Below are 22,952 nucleotides of genomic sequence, written 5' to 3'. Positions count from 1 at the left end.
GCATTGCTTCCATTATAACATGTTATTTATTTTCAATTAGCAGTGGAGAGCTTTCCTCTGAAGCTTTTTTTTCTAATTGTGCCAATCTTGCTTCAAATGTTGTAACTTCATGATCTTTGTCAATTTGATAAGCCAATTTATCAATATAAGCTTCCAAATCTTCAAAATTTGTTTTATTATTTTTGGCAATCATACCATCCATTTGATGATGGGCACGAGTGACGTTTTCTTTGCCCATTAACTGTAATTGACGAACTTTCATGTCTTTAATTTTATGTTTCATTGTTTCAAATTTACGCTCTAACTCGAAATATTCACGTGTACTTGCTTCGATACTCGCCTGTAACGTATGATTACGGGCAGTGTAAGCTGTCACTTCATCTGTTGCAAAATCAATTAAATCTTGCTCGCCACTAGTTTGTGCTAATGTCAGTTGAGATTCACGCTTAGCAAGTAAATCTGCATTTTGTTGATATTCTTGCTCAAGCTTTTCTTTTAATTGTCCTTGACGTTCTAATAATTTACCTGTTTCTTCCGTTTGTTTTTCAGCTTCACGGATGTACTGATTTAACATAGCAATTGGATTTTTTTGTTCCTTCTTATCAAATAACTGATGTAAGTCTGCCTCTACTGTATATCTAAAACGTTGAAATAAATTCATATTCATTCTCTCCTTTTATTTTGTTAAATTTGACCATTCTTTTTCGAAGTTTGTAAATGGATCTTCTTCTTTTTTATTTTCAATTGTTGGGATTTTTACATCTTCGCCATTCCATTTTTTATAAATGACATAGACAATTGCGATTGCTGCAAGACCAATCATTGCAGGAATGTTCGATACTGCTGATAGGATACCGATTAGACCAACCGCGAACCAAAAGATTTTACCAAAATTAGACTTGCTCGCCATGTAAAAATGCATCCCTAGTGCTACAAATAATCCGGAGAATAGTAAGCCTGCCAATGGTCCGATTAAGGCTAGTGCAACACATGCTGCGATAACCCCTCCAGTTAATAAAAGAAATTTTCTCATTTGTTTTAGCTCCTTTCGTTTGTACCTTTATGTTACCTATTTACAAGATTGTCTAAAACGGACTCGAAATTGATTTTCTACTAGGTCTTGAGGCTGAGAACTATCTAGGCTGCAACAAAAGTGGGTTTTTGGCGTACACAATGAGTGTATCTTGCTTGTTTTCATTGAAAAATAGCAGTTCATTTTAAGAGCTAATTATCATCTGCCATAAAGTAATTTTTAGATCCTAAACTAGAAGCTTTTCGACAAAAATAGAAGATGAAACCTTCCTCCGTTTGACAAATTAACAAGATGGGATGAGCTATACTTATGGAAAATAAACTGAGCGAAGGAGGATTTCTGGTGAGAACCTATTCCATATATAAGATAAAAGAAGAGCATTTAACGTTTATTTTTGGCAGAGAGCGAAAGTTGTTAGAGATGATGCAAGGCTGTGAAGACGCCAATGAGAAATCCTTAAAAGAGCTTGCGTATATATGTGAATCCGTTCGTTTTGATGAAATAGCAGCAATGTTGGAGCATCAACTTGATTCCAAATATGCACATTTAGAAAGAGCTCGTAATGCTTTGTTTTTAGAACATCCGATAAAAGGCAAAATGGCTATTTATTTAGTCGATCGTAAGATTTGTGTTTATTGTGAAGGTTCACGAATGCTAGATTTAGATTTATTTCAAATGCTTGCCAAGATGAGTGAACGATTCATTGCTTTCAATAAACAAGATAATGAATGTGGGTGGTTGAAACCTATGAAGTATACAATGCACTAGGAAATTTCACTACAATATATAGTAACATGCTATCATTTGGTGTATAATGGAGCGTGGAGAGTTTTTTCTCGGTATATTGTAGTGGAGGAGGTTGGTTGTATATGCCTACATGGGGCTGGATTATTATCGTAATTATCGCATTAGCAGCGGGAGCGGCACTTGGTTTCTATTTCGCTCGTCAAGCTATGATGAAATATTTAAAAGAAAACCCACCTATTAATGAGCAAATGATTCGTATGATGATGGCACAAATGGGTCGTACGCCGTCTGAAAAGCAAGTACGTCAAATGATGGCACAAATGAATAAATTCCAAAAATAATTGGAATTTTTAAGGAGCAGCTGGTTAAGGTAACTGGTTGCTTTTTTCATGGACTCATAATAAAAGGGGATGTCTCAAAATGGTTGAGACATCCCCTTGTTTTTAGTGATGAGAAGCGTTCAGCCAGTTAATTGCACTATGTACAACAACTGCTACACCTAACGGTAGAACACCCTCATCTAAAATAATATTTGGATTATGAAGTGGATAGTTTTGATTTCCTAAACCGTTTGATCCAGCCCACATAAACATCGTTGGTACACGCTGGCTAATATGTACCAGCTAAAGGTTCTTCGTTTATCTGTAAGTTTTCCTCACTGACTATTTCTTTGACAACATCGGGGTTGAAGGAGCTTAATGTTGCCTCGATAACAGCTGTATCGGGAATAATATTGGCAACTGTTCCGCCGCCCATTTTCCCAATAATGAGTATGGCTCTTTCTTTTGGGTCGACTTCTTTTAAGGATCCACACATTTCTGTAGCTCTGAGCTATGACCACCCTTACCTTGTATTTTCAAAAAGAAGCCATCAAGTGAAGAAGCGGCTACACCTGGCTTGTAGCCAAATTTTCCAACTTCTAAATCAGGACTCACATGGAGAGCAAAGGCTGCATCTACTTTTGGGTTTTCGAGTAATCCATCTTCAATCATGTCCTTTGCGCCTAGTCCAATTTCTTCTGCTGGCTGAAACATGATTTTTACTATACCGTTAATGTCATTTTCTTTTGCCTTTAGAAGCTTGACTGCACCCAGCATAAATGTTGTATGGATGTCATGTCGGATTCGGACCTTTGAGTAGCCCTACCTAAAAAGGATTCACCCCTTGGATTTTCTAATGATCCGTAAATATTTAGTTCCCCCGTCTCAACTGGTTTCAGCGATTTAGAAATTTGAAACTGACTATGATATTACAAGCCGTCTATACGGAAGTAAATCCTGAAAAATTCTTTAACAAAAGGCTGTAAAAAATTTTTTACAACGCAATTTCTTATGTTGGTAAGATGTGTAGCAGTCTTTTAGAAACAAGAATGAAAAAATTTTTAACTCTATTCGTTTGAAATATTCTATGAAAACATAAAAAAACTAGCAATTTAAAATATTCCCACTAATTTTGGGAAAACTAGCTATAATAAATAGTATTCATAGAAAAGGAGCTGTTAAATATGGAACGCGAAAAGACAAATGTAGAAAGCTTTGATCTAGATCATACAAAAGTAAAAGCCCCGTATGTTCGGTTAGCGGGAGTTAAAGCAGGGAAAAACGGCGATGAAGTGTACAAATATGATATTCGCTTGAAGCAACCTAATAAAGAGCATATGGAAATGCCGGCTTTGCATTCCTTAGAGCATTTATCTGCGGATATCATTCGTAATTATTCTGACCATATCGTTGATTTCAGTCCAATGGGTTGCCAGACAGGCTTCTATGTATCCCTTATTAATCATCAAGATTATGAGGACTTATTAACTATTTTAGAAAAGACATTTACTGACGTGACAAAGGCGACAGCAGTGCCTGCATGTAATGAGGTACAATGTGGCTGGGCTGCGAGTCATAGCTTAGAAGGAGCACAAGCATTAGCGAAGGAATTTTTAGCGAAACGAGAAGAATGGCATATCGTTTTTGAAGAATAAATATGGAAAAAAACCTTGCGGGAATAATATAAGCAAGGTTTTTATTTGCGTTAAAAATGGAATGGAATGACATTGGAGGAGGAGGAATCACGATTTATTTTTTGGTAAATAAAACTTTCTAAAAAATCATGAATTAAATCTTCGTATTCATCCATATTTTCATTAAAGGATTGGGCATGTGCCCCAGTATCAAAAAGCTTTAATTTTTTAGGACCTACTTTTTTATTGTAAAGATCTAGTGACATGGACGCTGGAATAAATGAATCAGGGATACTATGGATAAAAAGTACAGGTTTTTCAATATGGGTCACTGCTTCGGCGGGGGTCACACTTTTGAAGGAGTAGCCGTCCCGGAGGCGGACAAAGAAATCGGCAAAACGGATGGGAATAATAGAGCCATATTTAAATTCAGTTTTGGCAATTTGCTTGAGCAACATGGAAAAATCGGAGAATGCACAATCAGATATATAAAAATCAGCACCATCTTCAACCGTACCTGCATAAAGTAACATTGTTGCTGCACCCATTGATTCTCCATGAATACCTAGTATTGCATCTTCACCAATCATGGCTTTCACTGTATTGACTACAGCATCAAGATCATTTTTTTCATAGTGGCCATAGCTAGTTGTTTTGCCACCAGATTCGCCATGACGGCGATGGTCAAAGATGACCGAATTATAGCCAAGCCTTTCAAATAACCGAGCGTATTTAACGGAATTTATTTTATTTTCGGTAACACCGTGACATATGATGATCGTGTTATTGGTTTGCAACGGCTGAAGCATAATTCCTCGAATCGTATAACCATTAGGAGAATCAATATTTAATTCGCATTTCAAGTTTTTATTGTACCAAGCCTCATCAAAGCGTTTGGCTGTCGTTTCTCGTTCACGAACAAATTCAGGATCTTTTTGTTGAATATACATTAATTTATTAGAAAGCGCGAAGCCGAACAGACCAGTAGCTGCTGCGGCAAGCGTTGTTGTAATACCAGAGAATAAAAGCATCTTTTTTTTCATCATAAAACACCTCCACATGCTGTTTCTTATTTGTAATGTTCCCAACTGAGATTGTTTAAAACACGTCAACATTTTACAATAACTTTGGCAAAACTGCGATTATTTCTATTATCGAAAATCGTCAAAATATTTGTTAAAATATACATATCTGCTAGTAGCATATGCAGCAGTGTTGATTTTTGAACGGGGAAAAGGGGAGAATGGACATGATAAATGAGGTAGTAATCGTGAGTGCTGTACGAACAGCTATAGGCTCATTTCAGGGGACATTAAAAGACGTACCAGCTGTAACTTTAGGTAGCATTGTTATTAAGGACGCTTTAGCGCGTGCAGGAGTAGCAGGGGAACAAGTCGATGAGGTCATTATGGGGAATGTGTTATCGGCTGGTCTTGGACAAAATCCAGCTCGTCAGGCAGCGATAAAGGCTGGTTTACCACATGAGGTATCAGCATTAACAATTAATAAAGTATGTGGATCAGGTTTAAAAGCTGTGCATTTAGCAACGCAAGCTATTTTAGCAGGTGATGCTGATATTATCGTGGCTGGTGGCTTTGAAAATATGAGCCAGGCACCTTATGTTTTAAAAAATGCGCGTGAAGGCTTCCGAATGGGCGATCAAAAGGTGGTGGATACTATGATCCATGATGGTCTATGGTGTGCTTTTAATGATTATCATATGGGAATTACAGCTGAAAATTTATGTGATAAGTATGAAATTTCAAGAGAAGAGCAGGATGCTTTTGCAGCTCGTTCTCAGCAACGCGCAGAGGCAGCAATTGCAGCAGGCAAATTTGAAAATGAAATCGTCGCTGTTGAGATTCCACAGCGTAAGGGAGAGCCTATTGTATTCGCCAAGGATGAATTTCCACGTGCAGGTGTAACAGAGGAATCTCTAGGTAAGCTACGTCCCGCATTTAAAAAAGATGGCTCCGTAACAGCGGCGAATGCTTCAGGCATTAACGATGGGGCAGCGGCAGTTGTTGTGATGTCGAAGAAAAAGGCACAAGAGCTTGGTATTCAACCAATGGCAATTATTTCAGCCAATGCAAGCGTAGGAGTAGATCCTGCAATTATGGGAACTGGTCCAGTTAAAGCAGTCCAAAAAGCACTGGCAAAGGCAGCAGCAACATTAGATGAAATAGATGTAATTGAAGCAAATGAAGCATTTGCAGCACAATCGATTGCTGTTGATCGTGAATTACGCTTTAATCATGATAAACTAAATGTCAACGGGGGCGCGATTGCTCTTGGTCATCCGATCGGTGCAAGTGGTGCTCGTATTTTGGTCACACTCTTACATGAGATGGAAAAGCGTGATGCGAAAATGGGTTTAGCCACATTATGTATCGGTGGTGGTCAAGGTGTAGCCACAGTAGTAAAGCGTCCTTGATGTCAATAAGAAGGTGAATGAAATGGGAAAGAAACGAAAACAACAACAGACAAGCAATAGCATGACAGCAAGCTTGCCAAAGCAGGAGGCAGTCACATTAGCAGACCAACTAGGTGGCGATGTGTTAGCTAAATTAAAAGCGGCAAAGCAAGATTTAACCGTGAAAGAACAGGCGGCAGAAGAAGAGCGCCAAGCAAAACTAGCTTTTGAACGTAAGCAACGAGAAAAAAATAAATCGTTTGAAGAATTATTAAACGAGTATGGCGATAAAGGCACGAAATATTAATAAGGAAACAGTGAATTCGCGCATGTGGGTTCACTGTTTTTGGATAACAGAAAAAGTCGATAATATATAAGTAACAATTCATGATGTGGGAGACGCTGCAATAACATATACCTTATTATAGTTTAGTAAGTAGATTAAATTATGATAGGAGAACAATGATGTTTGAATTATATTCTAAAAGATTAAGATTAATTCCTTTAAATGCTAAGTATTTACAATTGCTAATTGATCATGAGAATGATTTAGCAATTGAATTCTCTTTACATAAGCTAGAGGGAATTATTGATGATGAGCTAAAACAGGCATTGGACTATAGACGCTCCAAAGTCTTGGAAGATGAAGAAAATTATATTTGGCATACGAATTGGTTAATTGTATGTAAAGAACAGAATTGTGCTATTGGGGGCATTATGCTAAAAGGGATGCCAAATGAGAGGCAGGAAGTGGTGATTGGTTATTATACCTTTCCTAGTTTTCAAGGACGTGGTTATATGACAGAAACCATTATAACAATGATAAACTGGCTACATCATCAACCAAATGTTCAGTCTATTATTGCAGATACAGAAAAAGATAATTTCGCTTCCCATCGAGTTTTAGAAAAAGCAGGGGCTACCTTATATAAAGAAACTGAGTCTCTTTATTATTGGAGATTCCTATAAGGATTATATAGGTAAGACAAAAGGCTAAACTAGTGCCTTTTGTCTTTTATTTTTCAACAATTTCCTGAAGACCACAACGACACCAACAAAAATAATGGCTCCAGCTGTATCAACAAGTACATCTTGGCCGCTCATTGTGCGACCTGGTGTAAAGCTTTGACGAAATTCATCAAGCATAGCAATAAAAGCCGTTCCAGTAATAGCAATAGTTGCTGCAAAACGGCGTCTTCCCCATGCAAAGTACAAACCAAGCGCAATGCATCCAAAACCGATAAAATGTGTTAGTTTACGAATTAAAAATTCAACAAATGGAAAATAACCACGTTCTTCAACTGATACGACTGTGTCCCAATAAGGGATCTTTAAAACGGATAGTTGTTTTTCAAAAGGTTTATTAGCTAATAAATCTTTAAGCTCTGGTAAAATACTTTGTTGTTCGTAAGTCATGCTCGAGGAAATGATAAGCACAACTAGACAGATGATGAAGATTAACCACTTTTTCATCGATGTTCTACATATTGCTCATTTTTTGTTAACGTATTTGCTGCTTCAAAATTGGTTATAGCTGCCATATTTTCATAGGCAGAGAGGGTCTGTGCTAGTTGCTCCTGTGAACTTGCTCCAATTACTGTAGAAGCGATTGCAGACTCTTTTAAATTAAAGGCTAGTGCCAATGCATGTAAATCATTATACTGTGAAGCTAAGTTTGTTAACGTTGTTGTTAACTCTTCTGAAGAATAGTTGTTAAAACCGTTTACTCGTTGAAGGCGTTGCTGCCAGCTATTTGTTAATAAGCCCTTTGCCACTGTGCCACGAGTTACAACAGAAGCACCTTCGTTCGCAATGAGCTCCAACCACTCTTCGGGGCGGCGATCTAATGCACTATATTGCATCATGACACTTTTAGCAGAGCTTGCAGGTAAAAAACGTTGTAAAACATTTGGACGAATGGAGGAAATGCCATATTCACGGATAAGTCCTTCTTTTTTCAAGCCCTCAAAAGTGTCAATAATACCATCCCAGTCATCTTCGATTGTACCACCGTGTAACTGATAAACATCGATGTAGTCCGTCCCTAACCGTTTCAAACTAGCATGAATAGCTTGTTTTATATAAGATGGCGAAGCATCCCATTGCCAGCCTTCTACACCTTCAGTCCAACGATTACCTACCTTTGTGGCAAGGATAATCTCTTGACGACGCTTTCCTAATGCCGCGCCAATGATCTCCTCATTAGCCCCTAAATCATATAAATCGGCAGTATCCATATAATTTATGCCCGCATCTAATGCCATATCGACAATAGTAGCTGCTTGCTCTTTATCTGTCGAAAGTGACATGCCTCCTAAACTAATTTCAGAAATGAATAATTCACTAGTGCCAAGCTTCCTCTTTTTCATGAAACGACCTCCTTCGATTTCTTTACTTGTAATGGTACAATGAACATATCTGAAGGACAAGCGAGGTTATCGTCTATGAAAAAGTTTGAGGAAAAAACGACAAAAACGACACCAATCTATGACGGAAAAATTGTAAAACTACAAGTTGATGATGTCATGTTGCCAGATGGTCAGGTTGCAAAGCGCGAAATTATTAAACATCCTGGAGCGGTTGCGGTTATTGCCGTGACAGATGAGGGTAAATTAGTATTAGTGGAGCAATATCGTAAGGCACTTGAACGTTCTATTGTTGAAATTCCAGCAGGGAAACTTGAACCTGGTGAAGAACCAGCAATGACAGCTCGCCGTGAATTAGAGGAAGAGACAGGCTACGGCGCGCATAGCCTTACATATTTACAAACATTTGCAACGTCGCCGGGATTTGCAGACGAGGTCATTCATCTATATGTAGCGAAGGATTTGTATAACATCGACAATAAAGCAGCATTAGATGAGGATGAGTTTGTCGAACTTATAGAAGTTTCGTTGGAAGTAGCACAATCAATGGTCGCAGATCAACGTATATTTGATGCTAAAACTGCATTTGCTGTACTTTGGCTTGCTGCCCATTTAGAAAATAATCTTTAGCATAATAGAGACGGACGAGCATAAGCTGTACAAACCTTGATAGAAAAGGAGCATGTTTATGTCTCGTACGGTGTCTATATTTTATCACGCTTCCATCATTGCCGTTAGCTTTGTTTGTGGCGTTATTTTCTTTCATATTTTTGGTGGACCGAAAGCGGAACCGTTTATTTTATTTATAGAACCTCGTTTAGCCGATGGGGACAGGCATTCGATTTTTCGTTTAGTGCTTCCTGTCGCCATTTCCATAGGTCTTGTATTATTACTAGCAACTCACAGTGTTTTAAAAGTTTTAGTACGTGTAACTGTAGCCATGCGTGCCACTTTTTTTGGCTTTAGTTCTGTTTTTTTATTACAAAAACTTGAAGCTTTTTGGCTTTATACGATTTGGTGGTTTCCATTTCAGCTTATCTATTGTATATTGTTGCTAGTCCTATGCAATTTACTTGTACCTGCTTGGTCAAAGCGAAAAATCGGGAAACAAGTATCTGGTCGGACAATTTTGTTGAATTTTATCGCATTTTTCATCATAATAGTTGCTGAGTTTATTGTTGTTTCTTATGTGTTAAAATGATGGGTTTAATAGACAGACATTGTGATCAGATAAAAAAGTAGAACATGTTAGAAATCTATTCACTATCTTGTAATAGGATTTACTCCTTTGGTATAATGGAAAGAGTTTAGGGGGGCGTCACATGGAGAGCCGAATTGATCGTATAAAAAAACAGTTGCATAGTGCTAGTTACAAGCTGACGCCGCAGCGAGAAGCAACAGTTGCTGTCTTGCTTGAGCACGAAGAAGACCACCTAAGTGCTGAGGATGTATATCTTTTAGTAAAAGAAAAAGCACCAGAGATCGGTCTAGCTACTGTTTATAGAACGTTAGAATTATTAACTGAGCTCAAAATTGTCGACAAAATCAACTTTGGCGATGGCGTGTCGCGCTATGACCTACGCCAAGAGGGAGCTGCCCATTTCCACCATCATCTAGTTTGTATTGAATGTGGAGCTGTTGATGAAATTCAAGAAGATTTACTTGAAGATGTGGAAGCCGTTGTTGAAAAGCGTTGGAACTTTATCATAAAGGATCACCGACTAACTTTCCACGGCATATGCTGGCGCTGTCATGATAAAAACGACGAATCGAATGAAGAAAATTAACGAAAAGCTGTCTGTTTTAATCTCTGTTATAGATTAAATCGGGCAGTTTTTTGTTTTTTTATGAAATAATAAATCCTTATTACCGTTGGTTTATGTCGAATAGAGGAGGCTTTAGCACATTTCTAATAGCCATGCTAAAATAGAAAATAATTGACAGTAAGGGGGCGTTGTGATGAATGAATTTCAATATGCAGTAGAGGATTATATCCATTTTATCCAAGTGGAACGGCAGTTATCTGTTAATACATTAGCATCCTATCGCCGAGATTTAGAAAGCTATGTGAATTTTTTGCAAAATGCAGAAGGTATGGCTGATTTTAATCGTGTAGAAAGAACGACCATACTACGACATTTAGAGCAACTACGTGCACAAGGGAAGACAAGCCGTACGATTGCTCGCCATATTTCATCTATTCGTAGTTTCCACCAATTTTTACTCCGAGAAAAGCGTGCTGAATCAGATCCAACAGTACACTTAGAAATGCCGACAATTGAGCAAAAATTACCGAATATTTTATCTATAGAAGAAATTGAAGCCTTATTGACGGCGCCGAATCGAAGTAAGCCACAAGGTATCCGTGATTTAGCGATGCTTGAATTATTATATGGCTCAGGTATGCGAATCAGTGAGCTTATTGCTTTAGATTTAGCTGATATTCATTTAACAATGGGCTTTGTTCGGGTGTTTGGGAAGGGTGGAAAAGAAAGAATCATTCCTCTTGGCAAAAGCGCCTTATCAGCCATAAGCACCTATTTAAACAATGCTCGTGGTCAATTACAGGGAAAATATCCAAAAACTGATGCGTTTTTTATTAATCAAAGAGGGAAACGTTTAACAAGACAAGGTTGTTGGAAATTAATGAAGGAGCATGCTTTAAAAGCTGGCATCCAACATGAGTTAACACCACATACATTGCGTCACTCTTTTGCTACTCATTTAGTCGAAAATGGGGCTGATTTACGTGCCGTACAAGAGATGCTAGGTCATGCAGATATTTCAACAACGCAAATATATACACATATTAGCAAAACAAGATTATCGGAAGTATATAAGCAATTTCATCCCCGTGCTTAAAAATTTCAGAAAATTTTTTTCGGTCGGATGTCTGACCTTTATTTTTCGCATTTTTTTGGTAAAATAGAGTCATGAGATTGGAGGCAATAATAATGAATAAACCGTTTAACAAAATCCATGTAGTTGTGATGGACTCTGTAGGAATTGGTGAAGCGCCAGATGCTGCAAATTTTGGCGATGTAGGATCACATACATTAGGACATATCGCTGAAAAAATGAATGGGCTTACAATGCCAGTAATGGAGTCAATGGGTTTGGCAAATATCGAGCCGCTGCAAGGTATGCAAGCGACAAATGAGCCGAAAGCATACTATGGAAAAATGCAAGAAGCTTCTGTCGGAAAAGATACGATGACAGGACATTGGGAAATTATGGGTTTGAATATTGATAAGCCTTTTAAAGTATATCCGGATGGATTTCCTGCAGAGTTGATTGCTGAGCTAGAAAAACGTACGGGTCGTAAAGTACTTTGCAATCAACCTGCAAGTGGTACGCAGGTTATAGAAGACTTCGGTAAAGAGCATATGGAAACTGGAGCAATTATTGTCTATACATCAGCTGATCCAGTTTTACAAATTGCTGCTCACGAGGAAATCATACCATTAGATGAATTATATAAAATTTGTGAAATTGCACGTGAATTAACATTACAGCCTGAATATTTAGTGGGTCGCGTAATCGCACGTCCATTTATAGGTACTCCAGGGGACTTCTCGCGTACTTCAAATCGACATGACTATGCACTAAAGCCATTCGGTCGTACAACGATGAATGTTTTGAAAGACGCAGGCTTAGATGTAATTGCAATTGGTAAAATCTCTGATATTTTCAACGGTGAAGGTGTTACAGATGCTGTACGTACTAAAAATAATACGGATGGAATGGACAAATTTGCTGAAGTTGTCCGCCGTGATTTCCATGGAATGAGCTTCTTAAACTTAGTAGACTTTGATGCTAATTTTGGACATCGCCGTGATCCACTAGGCTACGGACAAGCTCTACAAGAATTCGATGCACGACTACCAGAAATTACAAGTGCAATGTCAGAGGATGATTTATTAATTATTACAGCAGACCACGGGAATGACCCAACCTTCCATGGCACAGATCATACACGTGAATATGTACCGTTAATTGTCTATTCTCCACGTTTTAATGGTGGAGCTGAATTAGAGCTTCGTGAAACTTTTGCTGATATTGCAGCTACAGTGGCTGAGAACTTCCAAGTAGAGGCCCCAGCATTCGGCAAAAGTTTCTTACAAGAATTGAAATAAGGGGGATTTTAGAATGAATATGGTGCAATTGTTTGAAAAGAAAAAACAAGGATTAGAGCTCTCACAAGCTGACATTCAGTATTTTGTAGATGGCTATACGACAGGTTCGATTCCTGATTATCAAGCAAGCTCACTGTTAATGGCGATTCGACTTTTAGGAATGTCTGATGATGAAACGTTTTATTTAACAAAAGCAATGATTGAGTCAGGAGATGTTATTGATTTAACGTCTATTGATGGTTTTAAAATTGATAAACACTCAACAGGTGGCGTTGGAGATAAAGTAACACTTGTGGTCACACCTATTATTGCATCTCTAGGAATTCCAGTAGCCAAGTTTAGTGGTAAAGGTCTAGGTATTACAGGTGGTACAATCGATAAATTAGAGTCAATCCAAGGCTTCAAAACAGAGCTTTCCTCACAGGAATTCATTGACAATGTCAATAGACATAAAATTGCAGTTGCTGGGCAAACAGGCAATCTTGTACCAGCTGACAAAAAGTTGTATGCATTAAGAGACGTGACAGGAACGGTCGATTCGATTCCATTAATTGCTGCATCCATTATGAGTAAAAAAATCGCTAGTGGTGCGGATGGTATTGTGCTAGATGTTAAATGTGGATCAGGAGCGTTTATGAAAACGCAAGAAGAAGCTCAGCGATTAGCTGATACAATGACAGCTATTGGGGAAAAACTTGGGCGCAGAGTTGTTGCTCATATTAGTGATATGGATAATCCACTAGGTAAAATGATTGGCAATAAACTTGAGGTATTGGAAGCCTATGCATTATTAAGCGGTCGTATGGAAGAAACACATGAGGATTTACTAGATGAATGTGTAGTCATTGCTTCTTTAATGTATCAAGTTGCCGCAGGTGTTGATGAAACGGAAGCAACAGCCGCTGTTAAGCGCGTACTGGCAGATGGTTCTGCCGCTGCTAAATTTGAGGAGTTTATTGTTGCTCAAGGTGGGGACGTATCAGATATCGTACAAAATGAAACAGCCCATAAAGTTTCAGTAACGGCAGTTACAGAGGGTACTGTGGAAACAATTAATGCCCTTTTAGTTGGTGAAGCTAGTGTTAGTCTAGGTGCTGGACGTTTAACGAAGGAATCTGCGCTGGATTACGATGCAGGCATTCAGCTGATTGCTAAAAAAGGCGATCGTGTAAAAAATGGGGATATTATTGCTTATTTATATTCCAATAACCAAATCGATCAAGATACGATTCATAAAATACAGCAAGCTTATACAATTGCATAACATTTTATTTGCGAGAGCTCTCACATACGAGGGTTCTCGCTTTTTTTATCGTTCCAACATTAAACCTATGAAATGTTTACATTTTCGTAGAAATTTCATATTGAGATAACAGCAGCTTGTTTAAAACACGTTCACTTATCCCATACTGCACTTAAACCTAAAAAGCTATAAGTATGTCGATTTGACACTATTTCAGAAGACTTTGCACTAGTTCTGTCAGCCGCAAGGAATCAGCGTATTAAATGTGGAATTGCACGAGGAGGAGGCGATGTTCATGCATTTTCAATTAGAAATGGTCACAAGAGAGACAGTCGTTATACGTTTATTTGGGGAGCTCGATCATCATGCAGTAGAGCAAATTCGAGCGAAAATTTCTGCAGCAATTTTCCAAGGCACTGTGACGACCATCATATGGAACTTAGAAGGGCTATCTTTTATGGATAGTTCGGGAGTAGGCTTAGTGCTTGGTCGTATGCGTGAGTTAGAGGCAGTTGCTGGGCGAACTATTTTATTGAATCCATCGCCAACCATGCGGAAAGTTTTTCAATTTTCAGGTTTAGGGCCTTGGATGATGGATGCAACAGAGGAACAAGCGATTGATCGCGTAAGGGGGATTGTAAATGGATAACGAAATGACATTAACTTTTTTAGCACTTAGTGAAAATGAAGCCTTAGCCCGTGTAGCAGTCACTGGCTTTATTGCTCAATTAGACCCAACTATTGATGAGCTATCTGAATTTAAAACAGTCGTCTCAGAAGCAGTTTCCAATGCCATTATTCATGGCTATGAAGAGGATGGCAGAGGTGTTGTTACTGTTCATGCTAAACGTGAAGATGACATTGTAACGGTGTCTGTGATGGATAAAGGGGTAGGCATTGAAGACGTGAGTCAAGCAATGGAGCCGTTATTTACTACAAAAAGTGTAATGGAGCGCTCAGGTATGGGCTTTACGATTATGGACAGTTTTTCTGATCAGCTAACAGTTATGTCCAAGTGGCGTGAAGGCACAACTGTAACATTTACGAAGAAATTTTACACAGTTCGCACAGCGGTAATGTGAGGGTATCATCGTGAAGCCGTTAGAACAGTCGTCCGAAAAGCTTTTGTCTCAGGAGGAAATGCGTGATTTAATAGCACGCGCACAGAAGGGCGATCATGAGGCTCGTAAACGAATGGTAGAAGGCAATACGAGGCTTGTGTGGTCCATTGTTCAACGTTTTACAACGAGAGGTGTTGAGCTCGAGGATTTATTCCAGATAGGCTGCATAGGACTCATGAAATCAGTAGATAAGTTTGATTTATCGTATGATGTTAAATTTTCAACCTATGCAGTACCTATGATTATTGGTGAGATTCAACGCTTTTTAAGGGATGATGGCATGGTGAAGGTGAGTCGCTCTATCCGGGAGCTGAACTTTAAAATCCGACATGCTACAGACGAATTTATTAAAAAGAATGAACATCCGCCAACGATACAGGAGCTGGCACAAGTACTTGGTGTGACAACCGAGGAAATCGTGACAGCATCGGATGCATTAAGAGATCCAGCATCTCTACATGAGCAATTGTATGAAAGTGAAGGAGATTCCATCACATTGATGGATCAAATGAAGGATGAAAAATCTGAGCAGCCATTTGATTATATCCCCCTTAAAGAAGTGCTTACAAGGCTTGAACCGAGAGAACAGTCTATCATTTATTTACGCTATTTTTCAGATTGTACGCAAACTGAAATTGCAAATAGGTTAGGCATATCACAGGTGCAAGTATCCCGTTTGGAGAAAAAAATTCTTGCTCAATTAAAAAGTTGGATGGCTACAAGCGCAACTGTAGAGCAAGAAGCAATAAAAAAAGACATCTAAGAAAATGGTGACAGCATGACAAATAAATTATTTAGCAACTTAGAAGCAGCCGAAGATTTTCTTAAGGAGCAATTTGGTGACGGCGAATCATTTGACGTTGGAATTAAGCATTTATTTGTCAAAGATTTGCCGGTTCTTTGTGCCTATATTAGTGGACTTGTGGATGGAGAAGCCCTAACACAATTACTTTCAAGTATGCTCCCAGATGAGGACTATGAAATTGATGTGGAGGATGAGAAGGAGTATTTCGAGTCCTATTTTAACTTTCACGGACGTTCAGAGGAAACTGAGCGTAAAGCTTATTTATTAGCCATTTTAAGCGGGCAAGTGACCTTTATTACTAAAAGTGGCTATTGCTACGTTGCCGAGCTCAGAAACTATCCAGGACGTTCCCCTGAGGAGCCCGACAATGAAAAGGTTATACGTGGCTCAAGGGATGGTTTTACAGAAGGAATATCTCAAAATACAGCTTTAATTCGTAGGCGGATTCGCAATAGTAATTTACGTTTCGAGCTACATAAAATATCCAAAATCGGCCAAACCGACGTCGCCATAGCGTATATGAAGGATGTTGCCAATGAAGATATGCTCGAAAAATTACGACAGCGCCTTGACCAAATTAACCATGATGGTTTGACAATGGCTGATAAATCATTAGAAGAATGGCTGTTTAAGCAAAAATTCCATCCAGTTCCGTTTGTCCGTTACACGGAAAGGCCAGATATTGCTGCGGCGCATTTACTGGAAGGGCATATCGCCATAATGGTAGATACTTCACCGTCTGTTATTCTTGTGCCAATTACGATTTTCCATTTACTACAGCATGCAGAGGAATATAGACAGGCGCCACTAGTTGGTACATTTGTACGTTTTATGCGGTATTTCGGCGCCATTATGGGTTTACTTTTATTACCTTTGTGGTATGTATTTGCAACAAATGAATCATTGCTTCCTGATGCTCTTTCTTTTTTAGGGACGCAGGAGAAATCGCATGTACCCTTATTATTGCAAATACTTATTGCAGATATTGGTATTGAATTTTTGAGGATGGCCGCCATTCATACTCCAACACCACTGTCTACAGCGATGGGCTTGGTTGCGGGGGTAATTATTGGTCAAATTGCGATCGATGTGGGACTGTTCTCAGCAGAGGTTGTCCTCTATACGGCTGTTGCAGCTATTCTCATCTTTATTATTCCGTCCTATGAGCTAAGTATCTCCATAAAAATATTTAGGTTATTTTTATTGCTTATGGTAGGTATTTGGGGAGTTAATGGTTTATTCATTGGCATATTCTTAGTGTTTACGTATTTATGTTCATTACGACCAATGCAGGCACCCTATTTTTGGCCGCTTGTTCCATTCTTCCCAATGGCGATGCTACGTGTCCTAATTCGTTTCCCAATGACGGCAGATGCATTAAGACCTTATGTAGTCGCTTCCAAACAGCGAAAAAGATCATAGGAGCCGTTGCACTCGTTTTTTTCATGTGATAAAGTTCACATATAGTATTTTGTGATTTTTGCAAAAATTATTTTCATTCAGCAAAAGGGAGGTTTTATACATACGCCTCTTGAAGCTGGATGAAATTAATTTTTGATGGGATAGCTCTATTTCCAATGGTAGATCCTATCATATTTCTGTAAAAGTGACAGAATGGAACAAAGTGAAAAGGGAGAGATGCACATGCATTTATATGGAACACAAGCGATTTCTGAGAATGGTCATTTAACAATTGGACAGGTAGACACACTAGAGCTTGCCAAAGAGTACGGTACACCACTTTTTGTGTATGATACTGCACTTATTCGTAAGCGTGCTCGCAGCTTTATCGATACGTTTAAAAAACTAGGCGTAAAAGCAGAAGTAGCTTATGCTTCAAAGGCATTTGCATGTGTAGCTGTGTATCAATTAGCAGCAGAAGAAAACTTATCTTTGGATGTTGTATCAGGTGGAGAATTATTTACAGCCATAAAAGCAGGTTTTCCAGCTGAGCGCATTCATTTCCATGGCAATAATAAAAGCATTTCAGAATTAGAGCTAGCTTTTGACTCCAAAATCGGTTGTATTGTTGTAGATAATTTCTATGAGATTCAGCTTTTAAAAGAAATATCTGAACGTCGTCAACAAAAAATGCGTATATTATTACGTGTTACACCAGGGGTTGAAGCACATACGCATGATTTCATTACGACAGGTCAAGCTGATTCTAAATTTGGTTTTGACTTAAACAATGGTCAAGCGGATGAGGCATTCCAACAAACATTTAACCATGAATTCCTAGAGCTATTGGGCTTACATTGTCACATTGGCTCACAAATTTTTGACACTGCTGGCTTTGGGTTAGCAGGAGAAAAATTGATTGACAAAATTTCTGATTGGAACAAGGCTCACGGATTTACATGTACTGTGTTAAACTTAGGTGGGGGCTTTGGTATTCGTTATACTGAAGAAGATGCACCGCTTGAACCACAAGTATATGTAGAGGACATGATTACAGTAGTGAAAAACAAAGCAACTGTACTTGGACTGAAAATGCCAGAAATTTGGATTGAACCAGGTCGATCACTTGTCGGTGATGCAGGAACTTCTCTTTATACAATCGGATCACAAAAAACAGTACCAGATGTGCGAAAATATATTGCTGTAGATGGTGGGATGAGTGATAATATCCGCCCAGCATTATACGACGCTAAGTATGAGGCAATCATTGCAAGTAAAGCGAATGAGCCAAAAAATGAAATTTATACGGTTGCTGGTAAATTATGTGAATCTGGCGATAAATTAATTATTGATGCTAAACTACAAGATGCAGCTTCAGGTGATATTTTAGCCATTTTCTGTACAGGCGCATATGGTTATTCTATGGCAAGTAACTATAACCGTGTTCCTAGACCTGCTGTTGTATTTGTAGAGAATGGACAGCATCAATTAGCTATTCGCCGCGAAAGTTATGAAGATATTGTGCAAAACGATCTCCCGCTAACTTTAAAAAAGGGTGAGTAAAATTGAGAAAGAATAAATGGGTATTACTAGCATCCATTTCAACTTTTATTGTGTTGTGGGGTATTGTCTATTGGGTGTTGGCGTCTAAAGGAATTCTCGGACCTGGTTCGTAAGACAGAAATTGGCTTGCGGTAAAAGTACAAATCGTGTAGGATAGTCAAAGATTATGTACAGCTAGAAAAAGAGGGAATAGACAAATATGTTAATTCGATATAAAAAAGCTTTAGAGAAAATAGCAATGGGGCTACTTTCGTTTATGCCGAACGAAAAAGACGTAAAAAAGCTTACCGAGACCATCCACTCCTATGAAAATGATGATAATTGGGTTTTATACTTATGGAAAAAAAATGATGAATATGTTGGCATTGTTGGGCTTGTAACAGATGAGAATAATACTGCTACGATCCAACATGTATCTGTTGTGCCTTCCTATAGAGGCGAGGGTGTTGCGAAGGAAATGCTTCAGGAAATAGGAGAGCTAGGCCAATATGAAAATGTACGTGCGACAGATGAAACACGTCAACTAGTTCAAAAATGTATCAATTGCATCGATAAAAAAGCAGACGAGTAACATCGTCTGCACATAATGTAAACAAAGACCATCGAGAGTAAACTCTTATCGATGGTTTTTGTCGTTCTATAAGTGGTCAACTACTAATTGACCACGTTCATTCATTCACTACTCGGCTATTATTGGTTAGCATCGCCAAAGTTTAGTTGAATGGAATAAAAGCCGGCAACACCTGCGGGAAAAGCGATGAAATCGAGATTCTGGTCAGAGTGAAGCTAGGGAAGCGATGAAATCAACTCATTTCCACAAGCCGAAAGCGTCTGTCTAAAGTGGAAATTAACGTCTACTTTTTCTTTGTTTGCTTTCTTGTCGCTCTGCAAGTATATGTGAGCGATCCCTTAGCATATGCTTATGAAGAAGATAGTTTGAGTTACTAGGTGGCATAATTTCTATACGCGCTAGTGCTAATTCCAGCAACTTGGGTGAAAGGGGGAGCTGGAATGCATGGAAGGACTTGCCTGCTTGGATCGCGGCGAGACAATTTTTTAGTTCGGTCAGGAGTTGATAATAACTAATTTCATGGAAAAAGATATGACCTTCATTTTGTTGAAAATTATGAAGTGCTTTTTCTAAAATTCGTATAGCGCCAGTATCATTACCACGCCGCCAATGGTATAAGCCTGTTGCGAGCTGTACATAGCCAACCAATGGGTGCATTTTATCACCAGGCGCGATTTCCTTCCAATATTCCTCAAGCACTTCATGGCATTCGAAAAAATCCTGATTGCCATTAAAATAAGCACAGTATTCGATAAATAAAGTATGATGCTGTGGATGCATTTTGAACTCCTTTCCACTATACTATAAGAACATAGAATCTCAGGGTGGTAAAATAATGTCTTATGAAGTAAAATTAGATGCCTTTTCAGGGCCTCTTGATCTATTATTGCATTTAATTCACAGGTTGGAAATTGATATCTATGATATCCCAATGGCTGAAATCACACAACAATATATCGACCATATACATGCCATGCAAGTATTGGAATTAAATGAAGCAAGTGAATATTTAGTAATGGCCGCAACACTGCTGGCGATTAAAAGCCGTATGCTATTACCTATTCATGAGGGTGAAATGGAGGATGCCGAATTGGAAGTAGATGGCCCAGACCCGCGTGAGGAGCTGGTGCAGCGATTAATCGAGTATAAGAAATACAAGGAAGCTGCTAGCAATCTGCAAGAGCTTGAAACAGATCGAGCACAAGTATTTACAAGGCCGCCAGCCGATTTAACAGGTTTAGCTTCAGATGAACAAATGGCTTTGTTTGATTTGAATGTAAATATTTATGATATGCTTGGAGCATTTCAAAAATTGATGCGTCGAAAAAAATTAAAGAAGCCTCTAAAAACGACAGTAACGAGGCAAGAACGGTCCGTGAAGGATCAAATGCGTTCGGTTGTAGATACTTTACGATCAACAGGTGGACGTGCATCATTTTTCGAGCTTTTTCCCTATGAAGATAAGCCGACACTTATTTTGACGTTTGTATCCCTTCTTGAATTGATGAAACGTCAAGTCGTCATCGTAGAGCAAGATGGTAACTTTGAAGAATTAATGGTTACCCTACAGAAGGAGGAATGGGAAGATGACGAAAACATCGATGTTACAGAGTAAAATTGAAGCCTTATTGTTCGTTGTCGGAGATGATGGCTTAACGATTAAACAACTTTCTCAGCTGTTAGGTGAACAGGATGAGATTATTATACAGGCAATGGATGCCTTGCGAAAAGTCTATGATGAAGATTTAGCTAGAGGAATAACTGTGAAAGAAATAGCAGGCGTTTTTCAGCTTATTACAAAATCCGATTTAGCAGATACTATTCAAAGATTAGTAGAAAACCCTACTGCACAATCATTATCCCAAGCCTCTCTTGAGGTATTAGCAATTGTAGCTTACAAACAGCCAATTACTAGGGTAGCTATAGAAGATTTACGAGGTGTTAAATGCGAAAGACCTATTCAGACTTTAGTGTCTAGAGGGTTGATTAAAGAGGTAGGACGTTCAGAGGGAACTGGACGTGCTATCCTATATGGAACAACTAAAGAATTTTTACATTATTTTGGTTTAAACAGCGTAGAGGAAATGCCACCTCTGCCTGAGGAAGAGCTTGCAGAAAATGAACAAGAAACCGATTTATTTATGACTAAATTCCAAGAAGCGTTTAATGGTGCAAAGTAATGTATAGGAATAAAGCATAACGACCAACATAAATATAAATCTATACTTTCCTATCATATTGAATAAGGAGTGGCTCGTTGCTTCGGTTATTTCGATTAATAATGTTGATGATCATTGTGTTAATGGTAATACTTCCGCAAACAAGCTTTGCGAGAGGTGGAAGTGGCTACGCGGTTTTAGATGGAGATACAGGTCGCGTATTAATAGGTTCAAATAGTAATGAACGGCTACCAATTGCTAGCTTAACGAAGATTTGGACGGCCCTAGTGGCCATCGAAAATAGTGATTTGCAAGAGGAAGTTGTCATTTCACCTAAGGCTGCCATGGCTGAAGGGAGCTCCATTTATTTGCAGGCAGGCGAAACGGTGACCGTAGAAACGTTATTATATGGTTTAATGCTGCGTTCAGGCAATGATGCTGCGACTGCTTTGGCAGAGCATGTAGGTGGTTCTGTAGAAGGCTTTGTCAAATTAATGAATGAAAGAGCTGTTATTGCGGGTCTTACCAATACGGTTTTTATGAACCCCTCTGGCTTACATCATGAAGACCACTTATCTTCTGCAAGGGATACAGCCGAGATGCTAAGAGTTGCCTTGCAAAACAAAACATTTGAAAAAATTGCTTCAACGGTTCTTTATCGAGCGAATACGGTGAACGGCATGCTATGGGAAAATAAGCATCGACTATTAAGAGAAGGCTCAGGAATGGCTGCGGAAATTGATGATGAGACGGAGCAGCCTGTGAGTTCTTTAAAATCTGCTACTGGCGTTGCTTATGCAGGTAAAACAGGTTTTACAAAGGTAGCTGGTCGTACGCTTGCAACAGCCTTTCAAAAGGACGGGCAAACCTGCATAGTTGTCACGTTAAATGTATCGGATGATTGGAATGTTCATCGAAGCTTTTCCAATCAAGTGTGGACAGATTATGATCTTGAAACAGTGGTGAAGAAGGGCAAATACAACGTGAATAAAAAGTTGGCTATTCGATTAGAAGAGCCAGTTCGCCTGCAGTTAAATAAAGAGGAAAAAGCGCAAGTGCGGCAAGTTTTACATGTTTCTAGAAAGCGTCAGGAAGCTGTCCTATCCATCTTTCTAGGCGAAGAACGTATTTATGCAATACCAGTAAAAGTTGAATCAGCGGATCGTTGAAAAACGATTGGCTGATTTTTTTGTTCTACAAAAATTTCCACTACATCGGAGTGCAAACAGGAAATATAAACATTTTTTTAAAACGATTTGCTTTTTGGTAAAAAGAGTATACTACTAGCATGGTGCAAGGAAAATTCTATTCTAATATTGATCAATATGGTGTTCAATGCGCTAATGAAAAAGTATTACGAATACTCCAACAATGAATGTGAAATTTGTTTTTCTTTAATATTACGCTAAAGTATGACATAATTTTCACAGATTAGCGGGA

At 38.7% G+C, this 22,952-nt stretch carries 30 protein-coding genes; 21 read left to right on the top strand and 9 right to left on the bottom strand.

The genetic code is table 11. From position 1 onward, the window contains the following. Positions 1–22 precede the first annotated feature (22 nt). Together C9J29_RS00510 and C9J29_RS00505 are read right to left on the bottom strand one after the other, a co-directional pair. The gene (locus C9J29_RS00510) at positions 23–661 is read right to left on the bottom strand and encodes a PspA/IM30 family protein (protein WP_036124247.1); all 639 of its coding nucleotides are present in this window, start codon (positions 659–661) and stop codon (positions 23–25) included. A 15-nt stretch (positions 662–676) separates the two neighbouring features. Further along, positions 677–1,033 (bottom strand): lmo0954 family membrane protein, encoded by a 357-nt coding sequence (locus C9J29_RS00505; RefSeq protein ID WP_008174677.1) that lies wholly within the window; start codon positions 1,031–1,033, stop codon positions 677–679. Between the two features lie 342 nt (positions 1,034–1,375). On the opposite strand from C9J29_RS00505, the gene sirA reads away from it, so the two are divergent. Together sirA and C9J29_RS00495 are read left to right on the top strand one after the other, a co-directional pair. Next, positions 1,376–1,801 (top strand): sporulation inhibitor of replication protein SirA, encoded by a 426-nt coding sequence (gene sirA / locus C9J29_RS00500; protein WP_025114054.1) that lies wholly within the window; start codon positions 1,376–1,378, stop codon positions 1,799–1,801. Between the two features lie 101 nt (positions 1,802–1,902). Further along, positions 1,903–2,121, top strand: coding sequence for a YneF family protein (locus tag C9J29_RS00495; protein WP_004232154.1), 219 nt, complete (start codon positions 1,903–1,905; stop codon positions 2,119–2,121). A 102-nt stretch (positions 2,122–2,223) separates the two neighbouring features. Here the strand turns inward: C9J29_RS00495 and C9J29_RS24150 are convergent, their stop codons facing one another. The 3 genes from C9J29_RS24150 to C9J29_RS00485 are packed head-to-tail and all read right to left on the bottom strand — an operon-like array spanning position 2,224 to position 2,892. After that, positions 2,224–2,373, bottom strand: coding sequence for a hypothetical protein (locus C9J29_RS24150; protein ID WP_008174666.1), 150 nt, complete (start codon positions 2,371–2,373; stop codon positions 2,224–2,226). A gap of 16 nt (positions 2,374–2,389) precedes the next feature. Then, on the bottom strand, positions 2,390–2,596 hold the full coding sequence (locus C9J29_RS00490; protein WP_008174664.1) for a hypothetical protein: 207 nt from the start codon (positions 2,594–2,596) through the stop codon (positions 2,390–2,392). Then, complete coding sequence (locus C9J29_RS00485; protein ID WP_255319013.1) at positions 2,581–2,892, bottom strand: M20/M25/M40 family metallo-hydrolase; 312 nt, start codon at positions 2,890–2,892, stop codon at positions 2,581–2,583. Before C9J29_RS00485 ends, C9J29_RS00490 begins: the two co-directional genes overlap by 16 nt. A gap of 392 nt (positions 2,893–3,284) precedes the next feature. Between C9J29_RS00485 and C9J29_RS00480 the strand changes: the two genes are divergently transcribed. Continuing rightward, positions 3,285–3,755, top strand: coding sequence for an S-ribosylhomocysteine lyase (locus C9J29_RS00480; protein ID WP_008174660.1), 471 nt, complete (start codon positions 3,285–3,287; stop codon positions 3,753–3,755). A gap of 50 nt (positions 3,756–3,805) precedes the next feature. Here the strand turns inward: C9J29_RS00480 and C9J29_RS00475 are convergent, their stop codons facing one another. Next, the gene (locus C9J29_RS00475; protein WP_036127701.1) at positions 3,806–4,777 is read right to left on the bottom strand and encodes an alpha/beta hydrolase; all 972 of its coding nucleotides are present in this window, start codon (positions 4,775–4,777) and stop codon (positions 3,806–3,808) included. Between the two features lie 206 nt (positions 4,778–4,983). Here C9J29_RS00475 and C9J29_RS00470 point away from each other — a divergent pair, with 206 nt between their 5' ends. The 3 genes from C9J29_RS00470 (at position 4,984) to C9J29_RS00460 (ending at position 7,116) form a co-directional block, all read left to right on the top strand. After that, a complete protein-coding gene (locus tag C9J29_RS00470) occupies positions 4,984–6,168 on the top strand; it encodes an acetyl-CoA C-acetyltransferase (RefSeq protein ID WP_085961713.1) in 1,185 nt (394 codons plus the stop codon). Positions 6,169–6,190: 22 nt separating this feature from the next. Next, entirely contained in the window at positions 6,191–6,454 is a 264-nt protein-coding gene (locus C9J29_RS00465; RefSeq protein ID WP_008174653.1) for a YqkE family protein, read from the top strand. Positions 6,455–6,612: 158 nt separating this feature from the next. Further along, positions 6,613–7,116, top strand: a complete 504-nt coding sequence (locus tag C9J29_RS00460; protein ID WP_096363770.1) for a GNAT family N-acetyltransferase — start codon at positions 6,613–6,615, stop codon at positions 7,114–7,116. A 24-nt stretch (positions 7,117–7,140) separates the two neighbouring features. Here C9J29_RS00460 and C9J29_RS00455 read toward each other — a convergent pair whose 3' ends face one another. After that, positions 7,141–7,620, bottom strand: a complete 480-nt coding sequence (locus C9J29_RS00455; RefSeq protein ID WP_089985411.1) for a VanZ family protein — start codon at positions 7,618–7,620, stop codon at positions 7,141–7,143. After that, positions 7,617–8,516 carry an aldo/keto reductase gene (locus C9J29_RS00450; RefSeq protein WP_090001075.1) on the bottom strand — a complete coding sequence of 300 codons (900 nt, stop codon included), beginning with the start codon at positions 8,514–8,516 and terminating at the stop codon, positions 7,617–7,619. Before C9J29_RS00450 ends, C9J29_RS00455 begins: the two co-directional genes overlap by 4 nt. A 75-nt stretch (positions 8,517–8,591) precedes the next feature. Here C9J29_RS00450 and C9J29_RS00445 point away from each other — a divergent pair, with 75 nt between their 5' ends. From C9J29_RS00445 to C9J29_RS00390, 12 genes are all read left to right on the top strand, one after another. After that, positions 8,592–9,143, top strand: coding sequence for an NUDIX domain-containing protein (locus tag C9J29_RS00445; protein ID WP_107921490.1), 552 nt, complete (start codon positions 8,592–8,594; stop codon positions 9,141–9,143). Between the two features lie 58 nt (positions 9,144–9,201). Next, positions 9,202–9,714 (top strand): hypothetical protein, encoded by a 513-nt coding sequence (locus tag C9J29_RS00440; RefSeq protein ID WP_025114062.1) that lies wholly within the window; start codon positions 9,202–9,204, stop codon positions 9,712–9,714. Positions 9,715–9,835: 121 nt separating this feature from the next. Next, positions 9,836–10,300, top strand: a complete 465-nt coding sequence (gene fur / locus C9J29_RS00435) for a ferric iron uptake transcriptional regulator (RefSeq protein ID WP_008174639.1) — start codon at positions 9,836–9,838, stop codon at positions 10,298–10,300. 172 nt (positions 10,301–10,472) lie between these two features. Continuing rightward, on the top strand, positions 10,473–11,375 hold the full coding sequence (xerD, locus tag C9J29_RS00430) for a site-specific tyrosine recombinase XerD (protein ID WP_008174638.1): 903 nt from the start codon (positions 10,473–10,475) through the stop codon (positions 11,373–11,375). Positions 11,376–11,467: 92 nt separating this feature from the next. Next, the gene (gene deoB, locus C9J29_RS00425; RefSeq protein ID WP_008174636.1) at positions 11,468–12,649 is read left to right on the top strand and encodes a phosphopentomutase; all 1,182 of its coding nucleotides are present in this window, start codon (positions 11,468–11,470) and stop codon (positions 12,647–12,649) included. A gap of 13 nt (positions 12,650–12,662) precedes the next feature. Next, positions 12,663–13,913: a thymidine phosphorylase gene (locus tag C9J29_RS00420; protein WP_008174633.1), complete on the top strand. Its 1,251-nt coding sequence runs from the start codon at positions 12,663–12,665 to the stop codon at positions 13,911–13,913. 274 nt (positions 13,914–14,187) lie between these two features. Next, entirely contained in the window at positions 14,188–14,541 is a 354-nt protein-coding gene (gene spoIIAA, locus C9J29_RS00415; protein ID WP_025114066.1) for an anti-sigma F factor antagonist, read from the top strand. Continuing rightward, on the top strand, positions 14,534–14,974 hold the full coding sequence (gene spoIIAB / locus C9J29_RS00410; protein WP_008174630.1) for an anti-sigma F factor: 441 nt from the start codon (positions 14,534–14,536) through the stop codon (positions 14,972–14,974). The genes spoIIAA and spoIIAB overlap by 8 nt, the downstream gene beginning before the upstream one ends. A 10-nt stretch (positions 14,975–14,984) precedes the next feature. Continuing rightward, complete coding sequence (gene sigF, locus C9J29_RS00405; protein ID WP_008174628.1) at positions 14,985–15,776, top strand: RNA polymerase sporulation sigma factor SigF; 792 nt, start codon at positions 14,985–14,987, stop codon at positions 15,774–15,776. Positions 15,777–15,791: 15 nt separating this feature from the next. Further along, positions 15,792–17,240, top strand: a complete 1,449-nt coding sequence (locus C9J29_RS00400) for a spore germination protein (RefSeq protein ID WP_036124270.1) — start codon at positions 15,792–15,794, stop codon at positions 17,238–17,240. Positions 17,241–17,462: 222 nt separating this feature from the next. After that, a complete protein-coding gene (gene lysA / locus C9J29_RS00395) occupies positions 17,463–18,782 on the top strand; it encodes a diaminopimelate decarboxylase (protein ID WP_089985414.1) in 1,320 nt (439 codons plus the stop codon). 199 nt (positions 18,783–18,981) lie between these two features. Then, positions 18,982–19,353 carry a GNAT family N-acetyltransferase gene (locus C9J29_RS00390; protein ID WP_008174622.1) on the top strand — a complete coding sequence of 124 codons (372 nt, stop codon included), beginning with the start codon at positions 18,982–18,984 and terminating at the stop codon, positions 19,351–19,353. Between the two features lie 276 nt (positions 19,354–19,629). Here the strand turns inward: C9J29_RS00390 and C9J29_RS00385 are convergent, their stop codons facing one another. Continuing rightward, on the bottom strand, positions 19,630–20,133 hold the full coding sequence (locus C9J29_RS00385; protein ID WP_008174621.1) for a DUF309 domain-containing protein: 504 nt from the start codon (positions 20,131–20,133) through the stop codon (positions 19,630–19,632). Between the two features lie 55 nt (positions 20,134–20,188). On the opposite strand from C9J29_RS00385, the gene C9J29_RS00380 reads away from it, so the two are divergent. The 3 genes from C9J29_RS00380 (at position 20,189) to C9J29_RS00370 (ending at position 22,681) form a co-directional block, all read left to right on the top strand. Beyond that, positions 20,189–20,968 carry a segregation/condensation protein A gene (locus C9J29_RS00380; protein ID WP_008174619.1) on the top strand — a complete coding sequence of 260 codons (780 nt, stop codon included), beginning with the start codon at positions 20,189–20,191 and terminating at the stop codon, positions 20,966–20,968. After that, a complete protein-coding gene (gene scpB / locus C9J29_RS00375) occupies positions 20,940–21,533 on the top strand; it encodes an SMC-Scp complex subunit ScpB (RefSeq protein WP_107921489.1) in 594 nt (197 codons plus the stop codon). The genes C9J29_RS00380 and scpB overlap by 29 nt, the downstream gene beginning before the upstream one ends. A gap of 77 nt (positions 21,534–21,610) precedes the next feature. Next, the gene (locus C9J29_RS00370; protein ID WP_052301724.1) at positions 21,611–22,681 is read left to right on the top strand and encodes a D-alanyl-D-alanine carboxypeptidase family protein; all 1,071 of its coding nucleotides are present in this window, start codon (positions 21,611–21,613) and stop codon (positions 22,679–22,681) included. Positions 22,682–22,952: the final 271 nt, after the last annotated feature.

Origin of the sequence: Lysinibacillus fusiformis, assembly GCF_003049525.1 — a bacterium.
GTDB classification, from domain to species: domain Bacteria; phylum Bacillota; class Bacilli; order Bacillales_A; family Planococcaceae; genus Lysinibacillus; species Lysinibacillus fusiformis.
The sequence above is the reverse complement of the archived record's forward strand: the minus strand, read 5'-3'. Positions and strand labels throughout refer to the sequence as shown.